The following is a 15,707-nucleotide window of genomic DNA, read 5'->3' on the forward strand; positions in this document are numbered from 1 at the left end:
GAGCCGGCTGCAGACCCTCTTTGAATTTCCGGAGCATCTCCATGTCTTCCTCCCCCTCGTTTCATTGGGACGATCCCCTGCTGCTGAATCAGCAGCTCAACGACGAAGAGCGCATGGTGCGCGACGCCGCCCACGCTTACGCACAGGACAAGCTGCTGCCGCGCGTGCTGGAGGCATTTCGCCACGAACGCACCGACCCGGCTATTTTTGCCGAAATGGGCGAACTGGGCCTGCTGGGTGCCACCATCCCTGAAGAATACGGCGGTGCCGGCCTGAACTACGTCAGCTACGGATTGATCGCCCGTGAAGTGGAGCGGGTGGACTCCGGCTATCGATCCATGATGAGCGTACAGTCCTCGCTGGTCATGGTGCCCATCTTTGAATTCGGCAGCGAAGAACAAAAGCGGCACTATCTGCCCAAACTGGCCAGCGGCCAATGGATAGGCTGCTTCGGCCTGACCGAACCAAACCACGGCTCGGACCCCGGTGCCATGGAAACCCGGGCCGTCAAGGTCGACGGAGGCTATAGACTGAGCGGCAGCAAAATGTGGATCACCAACTCGCCCATTGCCGATGTGCTGGTGGTGTGGGCCAAGGTCGTCGGCGGTCAGGACGATGGCAAGATTCGCGGCTTCATTCTGGACAAGGGCATGGCCGGACTGTCTACCCCTGCCATCCACGGCAAGGTCGGTTTGCGCGCCTCGCTGACCGGCGAAATCGTCATGGACAATGTAGAAATCCAGGACAAACGGATGCTGCCTGGCGTCAGCGGGCTACGCGGCCCCTTCACCTGCCTGAACTCGGCCCGCTACGGCATCGCCTGGGGCGCGCTGGGCGCTGCCGAGTCGTGCTGGCACACGGCACGCCAATACACGCTGGATCGTATGCAGTTTGGCCGTCCCCTGGCCGCCACCCAGCTTATCCAGAAAAAACTGGCCGATATGCAAACCGACATCACCCTGGCGCTACAAGGCTGTCTGCGCCTGGGCCGGATGAAAGATGAAGGCACGGCAGCCGTGGAAATTACGTCCATGATGAAACGCAATTCCTGCGGCAAGGCCCTGGACATCGCCCGTCTGGCACGCGACATGCTGGGCGGCAACGGCATCTCCGACGAGTTCGGCGTGGCACGCCATCTGGTCAACCTGGAAGTGGTCAACACCTACGAAGGCACCCACGACGTGCATGCCCTGATCCTTGGCCGGGCCCAGACGGGCATACAAGCGTTTTTCTGAACCCGGACGGCCTTCTTGTTCGCACAACACAATGCCCCTTTCAAGGGGCATTTTTCATGAAGTACCTGACGATACGTCAGCACACGAACAACACAACTATTCTTACGATAATTAGCCCACTGGCAGTCTGTTTATACAATTAATTTTTAACAAAAAAACAAACCATTAAATAGAAGAATCATATTTAGAAAATAAAAGAAAACACAGAAAAATGTGCGATCATAGAAACTAAGAAACCACCGAATAGACCACAGTGAATACTATTTTATATATATCGTATATCGCCACCATTGCAGCGATCATAGCAACACCAGGACCAAACGCGGCATTGATGGTGTCTCATTCCATGAAATATGGCAAAGAGGCCATATTCCTGAACTCCATAGGAAGCGCAGTTGCCGCATCCGTATTAATAGCCATTTCATTGTTTTTTATCGACAAGATAATACCAGAAAATGCAATACCGGCACTATCAGCAATAGGTTCTATTTACCTAATAAACCTAGGCATAAAAAACCTAACAAACAAGGAAAAAACAAAACACCAAGAAGGCAGAAAAACGCAAAAAACAATATTTTATCAATCATTCATAACAGGAATAAGCAATCCCAAAGACATTATTTTCTTTATTTTATTTTTGCCACAATTTTTAGACACATCAATCAACATAGGAACCGCATCAACACTGCTGATATCAGGCTGGATAATATGTGACTTATTCATTATGTCATGCTATGGACTGATAGCTCAAAAATCAAAAAAAACACTATCAGACAATCACATAAAACACATAACAAGAGCTATGGGATTCATCATTCTATCTATTGGCTGCGGCTTAGCCTATCACTCCTTCTTAGAGCTAACAAAAACTTGATTAATTATAAAAAAAGCGCCCTTTCCAGGACGCCTTTTCATTAACAAACAGCAAGCACGAAAATGTATGTTTTTGATCAAATAAAAAATCACTTCAAATCAAACATGCTGGTCGCTTCCAACTCCACCACCAGTTCGTCGTGCTGGTTATAGACATTCCAGAACCAGCGCACAATGCCCAGATCGCTGCGACTGGACGAGACTCGCTTGGAGGCGACCGTCGCTTCCAGACGAATAGAGTCCCCAGGGCGCACCGGCAACAACCAGCGCAGACGCTCCAAACCTGGAGACGCAAACGATTCGGAATCGTGTAGCGCAGAGTCCACCGCCATGCGCATAGCCTTGCTGCATGTCAGCCAACCACTGCCGATCAGACCATTCCAATGGCCGTGTTCAGCACGCTCCTCGTCCACATGAAACCATTGCGGATCGTATTGACGAGCGAATTCCAGCATTTCTTCCCGCGTAACGGGCACAAGCGGGTGATGAATGACCATGCCCACTTCAAATTCATCGAATTTCATGTTGTGCTGCAACAAAAAAATAGTCAGGCCGCCAGTGTACCAATACCGTACGTTTTTGCAGCGCAGCAACGCAGCGCCTGACAGCAACGATCTGCGTACAGTCTGACCGACGTCTGCAGCGCCCGGCTGCAATCTGTGGCATAAAGACACTTTGCCATAAACGTGCACAGGCAAGGCCGCCGGCGGCGGCACTGCTGCGACCCCTACTACCATGACGACACTGGACACATCCCTGCAATTTGCATCGCTCACGCAAGGCGGGCAAGCGATACAGCTGGAATATCAATGGATACGCCCCGAGCTTCGGGACGCGCCGCTGCTGGTCTTTCTGCATGAAGGACTTGGTTCGATCAGCATGTGGAAAGACTGGCCCGCCCAACTGTGCGAACAAGCCGGCTGCAGCGGCCTGATGTATTCGCGTTATGGCTATGGCCGCAGTACGCCGCGCAGCGAACATGGACCCAAGACTCCCGATTACCTGCACGAACAGGCATTGGAGGTGCTGCCACAACTACTGGAACAACTGGGCGAAGAGGGTCAGCGTCCTGTCGTGCTGGTAGGCCACAGCGACGGCGGCTCTATCGCCCTGCTGGCTGCCAGCGGATTTGGCGACCGTCTGCAAGGCATTGTGACGATGGCCCCGCATCTATTTGTCGAGGACATATCCCTGCGCGGCATTCTGGTGGCCCGCGACGCCTACGAACAAGGCTTTCTGCGAGAGCGACTGGCACGCTACCACGACGATGTGGAGTCCGCTTTCTGGGGCTGGAACCGGACCTGGACCGAACCGGCCTTTCGCGACTGGAATATCGAAGCTGAGGTGGCCAAAATCACCTGCCCTATCCTGGCCATACAGGGAGTGGATGACGAATACGGGACGCTAGAGCAGATACGCCGCATCCGCGCATTGGTGCCGCACACCGAACTGCTGGAGCTGGAACAATGCGGCCACCTGCCCTACCGGGATCAGCAAGACAAGGTGAACCAGGCCATTGTCGACTTCCTGCGCGCGCACCGCCAAAACAATCCCGACTAGCCCTCGAAAGCGGCGGCCGCGCGGCCCAGGCGGTCGTTGACGGCCCGCCAACCGGGGGTATCAGGACAACGCTGCACCCAGATGTGCTCGTATTGACCTTGATCCAGACGACGCAGCATGGCGTACAGATCCTGCGCATAGGCTTGGGGCTCGGGCGCGCACACATACCAATCGTGCATATCCGCCGCAAAGGGTGCCAGCGATGCAAAAGCCACGATGGCCTGACGTCCGCCTTGCGCCAATGCCGCCTGCATAGCAGGAACGCTATCCGGGTCAAACAGCGACAAGGGCGTGCGCGGCGCATAGTGGGCTTTCAGGCTACCGGACACCTGTGGTGCCTGCGCATCGGGCAAGGCCGGCTCGTAACCGATGACCTGGGCAATCATGGCCGCCGTCACATGACCAGGACGCAACAATACCGCCCCCAACCCCTGCCCTGTGCGAGAAACATCGACAATCGTGGACTCGATACCCACTTCCGAGGGCCCCGCCTCCAGAATCAGTAGCTCGTCGGCCGACAAGTCCGAAAATTCCTCGCGCACATGGCTGGCCGCCGTGGGCGACACCTGACCGAATTTATTGGCCGAAGGCGCTGCCACGCCTGCCTGCCCGCTGGGTTTCAACGCCGCCATACGGCCGAGCAAGGCCTGCGCCACAGGATGTGAAGGACAGCGCAGCCCGATGGTGGACTGTCCACCGCTGACCGTATCCGGAATCTGCGGATTACGCGGCAAAATCAGCGTCAGCGGCCCCGGCCAGAACGCAGCGATCAATTGCTGTGCCACCGGCGGCACCTGAGCCGCCCAATACAACAGATCCGCACCGGGAGCCACATGCACGATCAGAGGATGATCGGACGGACGGCCTTTGGCACGGTAAATGCCCCGCACGGCATCGGGATTTTCGGCATCGGCCCCCAGGCCGTAGACCGTCTCGGTCGGGAAAGCCACCAAGCGCCCCTGCGCCAAGCGTTCGGCCGCCTGCTGAATATCCTGATCGCTAGGCATAGGAACGGTATCAGCCATGATCAAAAGCAATATGCAAGGCCGCCGCAGCCAGAGCGGCGCGTTCGCGCACCTGCGTATCGGAGTCGCCTACCACGTTGACATGCCCCATCTTGCGGCCGTGACGCGCCTGGGCCTTGCCGTACAGGTGCAGGGACACGCCGGGGATGGCCAGCACGCCGGCCCAGTCCGGTTCGCGGCTGACGCCTTGCGCATCGAACCAGATATCGCCAAGAATGTTGAGCATGATGGACGGACACAAAGCCTGGGTACTGCCCAAGGGCAAAGCCGCCATGACACGCGCCTGCTGCTCGAACTGGCTGGTGACACAGGCATTCATGGTGTAGTGGCCGCTGTTATGCGGGCGCGGTGCCACTTCGTTGGCCAACAGACGGCCATCCTTCAGGATGAAAAATTCGACGCACAACACGCCGTAATAGCCCAGTGTGACGGCAATCGCGGCCGCTGCCGAACGAGCCTGTTCGGACAGGGCATCCGCCTGAAAATGGGCGCTGACCGTGGACACAGCCAGGATACCATCGCGATGTTCGTTGCGGGCGCACGGAAATGTCTGCACCTGACCATCCAGGCCACGCGCCAGCACCACGGAAATTTCCGACGCCAGCGGCTGCAGCGCTTCCAGCACGCAGGGCTGGGTGCCAAACTGCGCAAAAGCCGCCAAGGCCTGCTCCCGGTCGGCCACACGGGCCTGACCCTTGCCGTCATACCCAAAGCGCGCCGTCTTCAGAATGCCAGGAAACAATCCTTGATCCGCCGCCAGCAGATCGTCGGCCGTTGTAATGGCGGCATACGGAGCCACCGGTACGCCGGCCTGGACAATAAAGGCTTTTTCGCGGATACGATCCTGCACAATGCCCACGGCCTGGCCAGAAGGCGTAACCCGGGTATAAGCCGCCAAAGTACGCAGGGAATCGGCCGGTACGTTCTCGAATTCGGTGCTGACCGCCCGGCACAAAGTGCCCAGACGCTCCAGGGCAGCCGCATCATCATACGTCGCGCAGATATGCAGATCGGCCACGCTGCCGGCCGGACTGGCTGCATCAGGGTCCAGAACAGCTACTTTGTAGCCCATATTCTGCGCCGCATGGCAGAACATGCGCCCTAATTGGCCGCCCCCTATCATGCCCAGCCAGGAGCCGGGGGCCACGACGGCAGCCTCGGACAGAGCGGCATCAACAGAATCGGCGCCAGGGCGCGTGGTCGTCGGGATAGTCATAACAAAGTCATCGTCACGCAGAAACAGGGGGAACAACCATAGCGCGGGCCGCCTCGGTCTGGCGGGCGCGGAACGCAATCAATTTTTCGGTCAGTTGCACGTCATTGACCGCCAGATTGGCAATGACATGCAAGGCGGCATTGGCCGCGCCGGCTTCGCCGATGGCAAACGTGGCAACGGGCACGCCTTTGGGCATCTGCACAATGGACAACAGGGAATCTTCGCCGCGCAGGTAGCGCGAGGGCACAGGCACGCCGAACACAGGCAAGTGGGTCAGCGCAGCCAGCATGCCGGGCAAGTGAGCGGCACCGCCCGCGCCGGCAATAATGGCTTTCAGGCCACGCGCGGGAGCCTGCGCACCGTACTCCACCATGTCGATCGGCATGCGATGCGCGGATACCACGCGGCATTCGTGCGCCACCCCGAACTCGTCCAGCACGGCTACTGCCTGTTTCATGACGTCCCAATCGCTGGACGACCCCATGACGATACCCACCACAGGGGATACGCCGTGCGAAGAAGCTAGGTTTGCAGTCATCAGAAATGCACCATCAAAAAAGGAAGAAGGCGCCACCCGGACAGCGGCGCCTTTCAAAGAGTGGATGGGATACACCCACCTTGTGCGAAGGCCTGGTGCACCGGCTCAAGCCGTCAGGCGCTCCAGAGCTTCGCGGTACTTGTCGGCGGTACGCTGGGCGACCTCCACGGGCAGGCGCGGCGCAGGCGGAGTTTTGTCCCAAACCTGGGTTTCCAGCCAATCGCGCACAAACTGCTTGTCGTAGGACGGTGGGCTGATGCCTTCGGCGTAACTGTCGGCAGGCCAGAAGCGCGAGGAATCGGGCGTCAGCACTTCATCCATCAGGTGCAACTGACCATGCTCGTCCAGACCAAACTCGAATTTGGTATCGGCAATGATGATGCCACGGCTGGCGGCATAATCGGCGGCCTCGGTATACAGGCGCAGGGTCACGTCACGGATCTGCTCGGCCAGCTCCTGACCGACTTCCTTGACCACGTGCGCAAAATCCACGTTCTCGTCGTGCAGACCCATTTCGGCTTTGGCGGCCGGGGTGAACAGGACATGGGGCAGCTTGGCGGCTTGCTTCAGACCAGCCGGCAAAGTAATACCACACACCGCGCCGGTCGCCTGGTAATCTTTCCAGCCCGAACCGATCAGGTAGCCACGGGCCACCGCTTCCACCATGATGGGCTTCAAACGCTTGACCACCATGGAGCGGCCTTCAACCTGCGCGCGCTCCTCGGGTGCCACCACATCAACCGGATTCACGCCGGTCGTGTGATTGGGGATGATATGTGCCAGCTTGTTCAGCCAGAATTCGGTCATCTGGGTCAATACAGCGCCCTTGCCGGGAATGGGATCATCCAGAATCACGTCAAACGCCGAAATGCGGTCGCTCGCCACGATCAACAACTTATCATCACCCACGGCATACATATCCCGGACCTTGCCGCGCGCCAGCAGCGGCAAAGACGTCAGACTGGATTGATGTAAGGGCTCTTGCACGATGTCATCCTTGAAACGAAAACATCCCGCTGGCGGCAATGGCTGGCGGGACGACAGTTCCGACGCTGCACGCGTCGGGAGAAAAGACGGGCCGGGAGCAGACGGCAGACATGCGCGTATCCGGTCCCGGCTGACGATTACTGAACGATCTGGGCCAACTGACCGGCGGCATACTGACGAGCGATCTCGTCCAGCGGCGTAGCCTTGATCTTGGACGCGTTACCAGCGGTGCCGAACTGCTGGTAGCGGGCAATACACACTTTCTTGGCCGCTTCGCGGGCAGGTTTGAGGTATTCGCGCGGATCGAACTTCTCGGGGTTCTCGAACATGAAACGACGGATCGCCGCCGTCATGGCCAGACGGATATCGGTATCGATGTTGATCTTGCGCACGCCGTACTTGATGGCTTCCTGGATTTCCTCGACTGGCACGCCGTAGGTTTCCTTCATGTTGCCGCCAAACTGACGGATCTCGGCCAACAATTCCTGCGGCACGCTGGAGCTGCCATGCATGACCAGGTGAGTGTTGGGCAGGCGACGGTGGATTTCCTTGACGCGCTCGATGGACAGGATATCGCCCGTGGGCTTGCGGGTAAACTTATATGCGCCGTGGCTGGTGCCGATGGCAATGGCCAAGGCATCCAGCTGCGTACGCGTGACAAATTCGGCCGCCTGCTCGGGGTCGGTCAGCAACTGATCCAGGGTCAAGGTGCCATCAGCGCCATGACCGTCTTCCTTGTCACCCTGCATGGTTTCCAGCGAACCCAGACAGCCCAGTTCGCCTTCCACGGTCACGCCCAGCTTGTGGGCCATGTCCACGACTTTGCGGGTGACCTCGACGTTGTATTCAAAGTCGGCAATGGTCTTGCCGTCAGGCAGCAAGGAGCCGTCCATCATGACACTGGAAAAGCCCAGGTCGATGGCACCCTTGCAGATTTCGGGCGACTGGCCGTGATCCTGGTGCATAACCACAGGGATATGCGGGTAGGATTCGACGGCGGCTTCGATCAGGTGGCGCAGAAAGGCTTCGCCGGCATACTTGCGGGCACCGGCCGAGGCCTGCATGATGACGGGGCTGTCCGTCTCCGCAGCGGCTTCCATGATGGCCTGGACCTGCTCCAGGTTGTTGACGTTGAACGCTGGAATGCCATAACCGTGCTCGGCTGCATGATCCAGCAGCTGGCGCATGGAAACTAGGGCCATGAATAGACTCCTGAAGACGAAAAATAATAGAAAACAAGGCTTCGCATCCTAGGATGCGCCGCCGCTTGTATACCTGCCATGTTCAACGGCTTTCCCGGCGCGCCGCCTTGGGGCGGAAAGCCTGAACCACCTCGTCGCGGGTTTGCGCGTAAGGTCCGCCGATAAGGTCGATGCAATACGGCACGGCAGCAAAAATGCCGGGAACCAGCACCCGCCCGGACTCGGGATCACGCAATCCTTCCAGGGTTTCCTGGATGGCTTTGGGTTGCCCCGGCAGATTGATGATCAGGGCGGCGTGGTCCTGGATTTCACGGATGACCGCGACTTGCCGCGACAAAATCGCTGTTGGTACGAATTTTAAACTGATTTGACGCATCTGTTCACCGAAACCGGGCATTTCGCGCGTACCGGCATCCAATGTGGCTTCCGGTGTAACGTCGCGCCGCGCCGGACCCGTGCCCCCGGTGGTCAGGATCAAGTCGCAACCGGCCTGAACCAGATCGATCAGGGTGCCGGTAATCAGCGGACGCTCATCGGGTATCAGGCGCTCTTCGTACAGAGGTCCAACCGTCAGGGCCGAATCCAGCCAGCGCCGCAACGCAGGGATGCCTTCGTCTTGATACTGCCCGCGCGAGGCACGGTCCGACACCGACACCAGGCCGATGATAAGCTGGTCGGGATGCTGACGTTGGGACTGTAGCGGTAAAGACATGTTTTTCCTTGCAACAAAATAGACAGCGGGCCAGTAGGCCAGCCCGCCTGCGACAAGATTGTAGCCGGGGAACGACAGATCAGATGCAACGCCCGCCATCGACCTCGATGCAAGTCCCGGTAATAAAGTCCGCCTCGTCCGAGGCCAGATACAAGGCGGCTGACGCCACATCGTGCGGCGTGGAAAAACGCCCCAGCGGGATGCCGGCCAGAAAACGGGCACGATTCTCCGGCGTGTCGGGCATGCCCATAAACTCTTCCAGCAAGGCCGTATCACCGATGACCGGATTGACGCAATTGACCCGGATATTATCGGGGCCCAGTTCTGCGGCCATGCCCTTGCTGATCGTCACCACGGCCCCTTTGGTTCCGTTGTACCAAACCAGGCCCGGCCTGGGGCGCAAGGCCGCCGTCGATGCAATATTGACAAAGGCACCCCCACCCTGGGCCCGAAAATAGGGCACAAAATGCCGCGCCGTCCAGTATATGCTTTTGACATTGACGGCAAACACATGATCGAACTCGCTTTCGCTGACATCGAGCATCGGTTTGTTGCGATGCGTGGTGCCTGCATTATTGACCACGATGTGCAGTCCGCCACACTCGCGCAGCGCCACATCCAGCAGGGCCTGGACTTCATCGCCATGCGAGACGTCGCACGCGGCGAACTGCGCCACTCCGCCCTTGGCCTGTATATGGGCTGCCGCCGCCCGGCCTTTTTCCACATTCAGGTCGGCAATCAACACACTCGCGCCTTCGCGAGCAAAAGTCTGCGCAATGCCAAACCCAAACCCTGAAGCCCCGCCGGTCACAATTGCGACCTTATCTTTCAAACGCATAATTGTCTCCTTGTGCTATCCATCGAATGGGCGGCTTGCCGGCCGCCCATATTGTGTCCCCCACAAACAGCAATACGCCTTGGCGCAGTGCTGCCGGGACGGGCACCGACCGCAGCGCTCTCAGGCACCGTCGTGTCGCACCGCCACTGTTTTTAGACTGGTCAAGGCGTACAGGGCTTCAAATCCCTTTTCGCGCCCGATGCCAGACTGGCCCGAGCCCCCGAAAGGCAGTTCCACACCGCCGCCTGCACCATAGTTATTGATGAACACCTGGCCGGCCCGCAAGCGCCGCGCCAACCGTATCTGACGCGCGCCATCGCGCGTCCATACGCCAGCCACCAGGCTATACGGTGTGCCATTAGCCAAGGCCACCGCTTCGTCCTCGGTGCCGAAGGGTTGCGCCACCAGCACGGGACCAAAAATTTCCTCCTGGGCCAGACGATGCTGGGGCGGCACATGATCCAGCAACACCGGCACTTGGTAGAAACCGCCCTCAGGCGCTTGGGAATCGAGCTTGCCCTGGGCTACGACCACGATGCCATCGTCTTCCAGCCCATTCAGATAAGAACGTACCCGGTCGCGCTGCGCGGCACTGATCAATGGCCCGCAATCCAGGTTATCGGCCGCTGCGCCGGTCAACAGCCCCTTGAAGGCCTCTGCCAACCGTTCCACAAAATCGCTGTAAATAGCACGCTGGATCAGCACCCGACTACCGGCCGAGCAGGTCTGTCCCGCGTTCTGCACAATGGCATTGACCACTACCGGCAACGCCGCGTCCAGGTCCGCATCGGAGAACACCAGTTGCGGCGACTTGCCACCCAGCTCCAGGGTGACAGGCACAAAATTCTGTGCGGCCGCCTGGGCCACCAGCCGCCCGGTCGCAGGCGATCCGGTGAAAGAAATATGGTTGATGCCCGTATGGCAGGCCAACGCCTGCCCAGCCTGCCTGCCCCAACCCGTACACACATTCAGCACGCCGGCCGGCAGCCCCGCTTCATGCAGCAATTCGGCCACACGCAACAAAGACAGGCTGGCCTCTTCGGCGGGTTTGACCACGCAGGTATTGCCGGCAGCCAAAGACGCCGCCACGCTGCGCCCGAAAATCTGCAAAGGATAATTCCAGGGAATGATGTGCGCCGTCACCCCCAGCGGTTCGCGCAGGGTGAATGCCGTCAGATCCGGCCCCAAAGGAATGGTCTGGCCGTGCAGCTTGTCCACCGCGCCGGCATAAAACTCGAAATAACGCGCAATGGCGGCAGCATCAGCCTGGGCCTGACGCAAAGGCTTGCCGGTGTCGCGGGACTCCAAGCGGGCCAGTTCCTCGCCCGCATCGGCCAGCGTGCGCGCGCAACGCAGCAACAAATGACTGCGCTGTGCCGCTCCCAAGGTGCGCCAGTGCGCTTGGCTGGCACGCTGTGCCGCTTTGACCGCCCAATCCACATCGATCTGCGACGATTCGGCCAGACGGGCAAACACCTCGCCGGTGGACGGGTCCGTCACCGGCAACAATTCGCCGCTTTCTGCCCCCAGGAACTGTCCATCAATCCAATTGCGACACTCCATGACTGCCTCCGATGCTATCGTTATATCCGCCGACACGAACTTTATCTGATCCATTCTACTCAAGGACATGCTGCCGTGGACCTTTACTCCCCTACTTTGCTGCTGGCCGGTGCTGGTGATCTAGGCCTGCGCACAGGACAACTGGCCTTACGGGAAAAATGGCAGGTTCTGGGCCTGCGGCGCAATCCGCCCGCCCAAGGAGACAGCCGTATCGAATGGGTCGCGGCCAATCTGGCTGAGCCCGCCACGCTGCGCCTGAAGCACCGCGCCATCACCCACGTACTGTACGCCGTCGCCCCTGATCGGCGCAGCCCCGAGGCATACGAACAGGTCTTTCTGCGTGGCCTGGAAAACTTGCTCAAGGAGCTGGATCTGAACGCCTTGCAGCGACTGGTGTTTGTATCCTCGACAGCCGTCTACAGCCCAGCCCCTGGCTGGCTGGACGAACACTCGCCGACAGAACCGCGCCAGTTCAACGGCCAGATACTGCTGCAAGCCGAACAAATGCTGCAGCACACCATTCCTGCCCAGGCAGTGGTACTACGCCCATCGGGGCTATACGGCCCTGGACGCACGCAATTACTGGAGCGGCTACGCCAAGAACGCGCCACCGTGCCCAACGACCCCGAGCAATGGGCCAACCGCTTTCACATCGAAGATGCCGCCCGCGCCTGCATGCATCTGCTGCGCATCCCAGCGCCCTTCCCCTGCTATATCGGCACAGACAGCCGCCCCTATCCCATTACCGAGCTGTACGACGGCCTGGCGGACCTTCTGCAGGTCGCCCACCCGGCCCGCGAACCCGCCGGCGAAGGCGGCAAGCGCCTGAGCAACCAACGTCTGCTGGACAGCGGCTTCGAGTTGAACTGGCCCGATGCCTTGGACGGCTATGCCCAATTGATCCGGGATGGGGCTTGAGCGAAGCCGCAGCAAGCAACCAAACCAGCTTCGTTCTGGCCCGATTGAACCGCTTCCGAAATCCACGAAAACGTCGCTCAGCTCACAGTATGGTCAGGCTGGGCTGGCTGCTTGCCGGTGCTATGCACCGGTTCCCTGGCCGGCGAGTCGTTCCGGGCGCACCTTGAACTCGACCGGGTGGTTCGTCCCCCGGACGAACCACAAGCGCCGGTCTCAAACAACAAGGCCCTTGCATCCCTACACCACTCACCGTCTGCGGCAATCAGCCTGACCCGCCCCGCCTGACCATACTGTGAGCTGAGCGACTCATACAAAATCAAGTATTTTCTTATACAGCGACATCATGCTTCCAATTCCAACAAGGTCGCTTTGCTAACCATGTGGTCGTGCAATGCGGCGCATCTTTCTTGAGAAACTTGGGTGGCGTCTGCCGGACGAGTTAGAGACCTCGCCGCCGGCAGGGTGGCAGAACAGGATGCAAGCCCCGTACTGTTTGAGGACGGCGTTTGTGGCTTGTCCGGGGGACAAGCCACCGTCCGAGTTTACGGGGTGCCTGTTCTGTCACCCTGCCAAGGGAACCCGTGCGCAGCGCGGGCGCAGGTCTGCGTGCGGCAGACGCCACCCAAGCTTCTCAAGACATCAAGAATCACCTCCTTGCTGAGCATAAAAAAAGCCAGTCAGCACAAGACTGACTGGCTTTTACACCTACACGAAACACGACCTGCCGCCCAAGAAAAGGACGACCTGGCCGTCTTGAACGATCAGGCGCGGTCTTCCAGAGCGGCTACGGCAGGCAAACGCTTGCCTTCCAGAAACTCCAGAAAAGCACCGCCGCCGGTAGAGATATAACCCACCTGATCGCCGATGCCGAACTGGGCAATGGCGGCCAGGGTATCGCCGCCACCGGCAATCGAGAACGCAGGCGAGGCCGCGATGGCGCGCGACAACGTCTCGGTCCCCTGCGCAAAGGCGGGGAACTCGAACACCCCCAGCGGGCCGTTCCAGACCACGGTGCCGGCCTTGGCGATAATGTCGGCAATCTGCTGAGCCGTCTGCGGGCCTACGTCCAGAATCAGGTCATCTGGCTCGACCTGATCTGCCAGCTTGGTCTGCGCAGGCGCATCAGCCGCAAACGTCTTGGCGCACACCACATCGACCGGAATCGGCACCTCGGCACCACGCTCCTTCATGATGCGAATGACTTCGCGGGCTTCTTCTAGCTGACTGTCTTCCACCAAGGATTTGCCCACCGGCAAACCGCTGGCCAACATAAACGTATTGGCAATGCCGCCACCCACCACCAACTGATCCACTTTGGCGGCCAGAGCACGCAGAATGGACAGCTTAGTGGACACTTTGGCACCACCGACAATCGCGACCAAGGGACGGGCAGGTTCGTGCAAAGCACGACCCAAAGCCGTCAGCTCGGCCTCCAGCAAGGGACCGGCACAGGCGATAGGAGCAAAACGTGCAATGCCTTCGGTCGTGGCTTCTGCGCGGTGCGCGGTGCCGAAAGCATCGTTCACATATACGTCGCACAAAGCAGCCATCTTGCGGGCCAGTTCGGGATTATTCTTTTTTTCGCCAAGGTGGCACCGGCAGTTTTCCAGCAACACGACCTGACCGGGCGACACCTGCACGCCGTCCAGCCAGTCGCGGCGCAGCTCTACCGGCATGCCCAGCAGTTCGGACAGGCGTTGGGCTACAGGAGCCAAGGAATCCGCCTGAGTAAACTGGCCTTCGGTAGGGCGACCCAGATGGGATGTGACCATGACGGCAGCCCCGGCATCCAGCGCCATGCGGATGGCAGGAACAGAAGCACGCACGCGGGTGTCTTCGGTGATGCGGCCATCCTGCAAGGGCACGTTCAGATCGGAACGGATAAATACCCGCTTGCCGCGCAGCGCATCGCTGTCGGCCAGCGCAGACAAAGTCTTGATGGTAGTAGACATGATTGTTTTTTGTGGAAATTAACATAACAAGGGCGGGATATCCCGCCCTTGTCGATCGGCTCGATTACTTGGCCGACATCAGTGCAATAGTGCTGTCCAACATGCGAATGGAGAAGGCCCACTCGTTGTCGTACCAGGCAGCCACTTTAACCATATTGCCGCCGGTCACCTTGGTCAGCAGGGAATCGACCGTGCTGGAAGCGGTGGTGTGGTTGAAGTCGATGGAAACCAGAGGTTCAGTGCAGTAGTCCAGAATGCCTTTCAGGGAGCCTTCGGAAGCCTTCTTCAGGATGCCGTTGACCTCTTCGACCGTGGTATTGCGACTGGCCACGAAAGTCAGGTCTACCATGGATACGTTAATGGTGGGAACACGCACGGCGTAACCGTCCAGTTTGCCATTCAGTTCTGGCAACACCAGACCCACGGCAGCGGCAGCGCCGGTCTTGGTGGGGATCATGCTGCTGGTGGCCGAACGGGCACGGCGCATGTCCTTGTGACGCACGTCGGTCAGGACCTGGTCGTTGGTGTAGGCGTGGATGGTGGTCATCAGACCGCTGACCACACCCAGTTCCTTGTGCAGGGGGGCAACCAGGGGAGCCAGGCAGTTGGTGGTGCACGATGCGTTGGAGATGACCGTGTCGGTGCTCTTCAGAATGTCGTGGTTCACGCCGTACACGATGGTGGCGTCCACATCCTTGCCGCCAGGAGCCGAGATGATGACCTTCTTGGCACCAGCCTGAATGTGCTCGCTGGCTTTTTCTTTGCTGGTGAAAGCGCCGGTACATTCCAGTACCACGTCCACACCCAGCTCGGCCCAAGGCAAGGTCAGGGCATCGCGCTGACTCAGCAGGCGGATACGGTCGCCGTTGACCACCAGGTAGTCGCCATCCAGCGAGACATCGGCGTTGAAACGGCCATGCACGGAATCATAGCGAGTCAGGTGCTCGTTGATCTCGGCACCGCCCGAGGCGTTGATGGCCACGATCTCGATATCGTGCTTTTTGCCGTACTCGTAGTGGGCACGCAAGATCATGCGACCGATACGACCATAACCATTGATTGCGACGCGAATCGTCATGTCAGACTCC

Annotated in this window: 15 protein-coding genes; 4 read left to right on the forward strand and 11 right to left on the reverse strand. The window is 59.2% G+C overall.

Annotation, left to right across the window (positions count from 1 at the left end; genetic code table 11):
* Window positions 1-41: 41 nt before the first annotated feature.
* The gene (locus AADW57_RS14330; RefSeq protein ID WP_341667569.1) at window positions 42-1,235 is read left to right on the forward strand and encodes an acyl-CoA dehydrogenase; all 1,194 of its coding nucleotides are present in this window, start codon (window positions 42-44) and stop codon (window positions 1,233-1,235) included.
* Window positions 1,236-1,488: 253 nt separating this feature from the next.
* Window positions 1,489-2,109 carry a LysE family translocator gene (locus AADW57_RS14335; protein WP_341667570.1) on the forward strand — a complete coding sequence of 207 codons (621 nt, stop codon included), beginning with the start codon at window positions 1,489-1,491 and terminating at the stop codon, window positions 2,107-2,109.
* 88 nt (window positions 2,110-2,197) lie between these two features.
* Here AADW57_RS14335 and AADW57_RS14340 read toward each other — a convergent pair whose 3' ends face one another.
* The gene (locus AADW57_RS14340) at window positions 2,198-2,632 is read right to left on the reverse strand and encodes a MaoC family dehydratase (RefSeq protein WP_341667571.1); all 435 of its coding nucleotides are present in this window, start codon (window positions 2,630-2,632) and stop codon (window positions 2,198-2,200) included.
* A gap of 211 nt (window positions 2,633-2,843) precedes the next feature.
* Here AADW57_RS14340 and AADW57_RS14345 point away from each other — a divergent pair, with 211 nt between their 5' ends.
* The gene (locus AADW57_RS14345; protein ID WP_341667572.1) at window positions 2,844-3,668 is read left to right on the forward strand and encodes an alpha/beta fold hydrolase; all 825 of its coding nucleotides are present in this window, start codon (window positions 2,844-2,846) and stop codon (window positions 3,666-3,668) included.
* Here the strand turns inward: AADW57_RS14345 and AADW57_RS14350 are convergent.
* The 8 genes from AADW57_RS14350 to AADW57_RS14385 form a co-directional block, all read right to left on the reverse strand.
* Entirely contained in the window at window positions 3,665-4,693 is a 1,029-nt protein-coding gene (locus AADW57_RS14350) for an L-threonylcarbamoyladenylate synthase (protein WP_341667573.1), read from the reverse strand. The two genes, AADW57_RS14345 and AADW57_RS14350, sit on opposite strands and share 4 nt — an antisense overlap.
* The gene (locus AADW57_RS14355) at window positions 4,686-5,909 is read right to left on the reverse strand and encodes a 5-(carboxyamino)imidazole ribonucleotide synthase (protein WP_445819152.1); all 1,224 of its coding nucleotides are present in this window, start codon (window positions 5,907-5,909) and stop codon (window positions 4,686-4,688) included. Before AADW57_RS14355 ends, AADW57_RS14350 begins: the two co-directional genes overlap by 8 nt.
* A 13-nt stretch (window positions 5,910-5,922) precedes the next feature.
* Window positions 5,923-6,447, reverse strand: a complete 525-nt coding sequence (purE, locus tag AADW57_RS14360; RefSeq protein ID WP_341667574.1) for a 5-(carboxyamino)imidazole ribonucleotide mutase — start codon at window positions 6,445-6,447, stop codon at window positions 5,923-5,925.
* A 105-nt stretch (window positions 6,448-6,552) separates the two neighbouring features.
* On the reverse strand, window positions 6,553-7,434 hold the full coding sequence (locus AADW57_RS14365; protein ID WP_341667575.1) for a phosphoribosylaminoimidazolesuccinocarboxamide synthase: 882 nt from the start codon (window positions 7,432-7,434) through the stop codon (window positions 6,553-6,555).
* Between the two features lie 137 nt (window positions 7,435-7,571).
* The gene (fba, locus tag AADW57_RS14370) at window positions 7,572-8,636 is read right to left on the reverse strand and encodes a class II fructose-bisphosphate aldolase (RefSeq protein ID WP_341667576.1); all 1,065 of its coding nucleotides are present in this window, start codon (window positions 8,634-8,636) and stop codon (window positions 7,572-7,574) included.
* Between the two features lie 82 nt (window positions 8,637-8,718).
* Complete coding sequence (mog, locus tag AADW57_RS14375; protein WP_341667577.1) at window positions 8,719-9,348, reverse strand: molybdopterin adenylyltransferase; 630 nt, start codon at window positions 9,346-9,348, stop codon at window positions 8,719-8,721.
* A 79-nt stretch (window positions 9,349-9,427) separates the two neighbouring features.
* A complete protein-coding gene (locus AADW57_RS14380) occupies window positions 9,428-10,186 on the reverse strand; it encodes an SDR family oxidoreductase (RefSeq protein WP_341667578.1) in 759 nt (252 codons plus the stop codon).
* A 120-nt stretch (window positions 10,187-10,306) separates the two neighbouring features.
* Window positions 10,307-11,749 (reverse strand): aldehyde dehydrogenase family protein, encoded by a 1,443-nt coding sequence (locus tag AADW57_RS14385; RefSeq protein ID WP_341667579.1) that lies wholly within the window; start codon window positions 11,747-11,749, stop codon window positions 10,307-10,309.
* A 75-nt stretch (window positions 11,750-11,824) separates the two neighbouring features.
* Here AADW57_RS14385 and AADW57_RS14390 point away from each other — a divergent pair, with 75 nt between their 5' ends.
* Entirely contained in the window at window positions 11,825-12,667 is an 843-nt protein-coding gene (locus AADW57_RS14390) for an NAD-dependent epimerase/dehydratase family protein (protein WP_341667580.1), read from the forward strand.
* 761 nt (window positions 12,668-13,428) lie between these two features.
* Here the strand turns inward: AADW57_RS14390 and AADW57_RS14395 are convergent.
* Window positions 13,429-14,619: a phosphoglycerate kinase gene (locus AADW57_RS14395; protein WP_341667581.1), complete on the reverse strand. Its 1,191-nt coding sequence runs from the start codon at window positions 14,617-14,619 to the stop codon at window positions 13,429-13,431.
* A gap of 64 nt (window positions 14,620-14,683) precedes the next feature.
* Complete coding sequence (gene gap / locus AADW57_RS14400; RefSeq protein WP_341667582.1) at window positions 14,684-15,697, reverse strand: type I glyceraldehyde-3-phosphate dehydrogenase; 1,014 nt, start codon at window positions 15,695-15,697, stop codon at window positions 14,684-14,686.
* Window positions 15,698-15,707 lie beyond the last annotated feature (10 nt).

The organism is Alcaligenes sp. SDU_A2, assembly GCF_038237375.1.
Taxonomy (GTDB): domain Bacteria; phylum Pseudomonadota; class Gammaproteobacteria; order Burkholderiales; family Burkholderiaceae_B; genus Alcaligenes.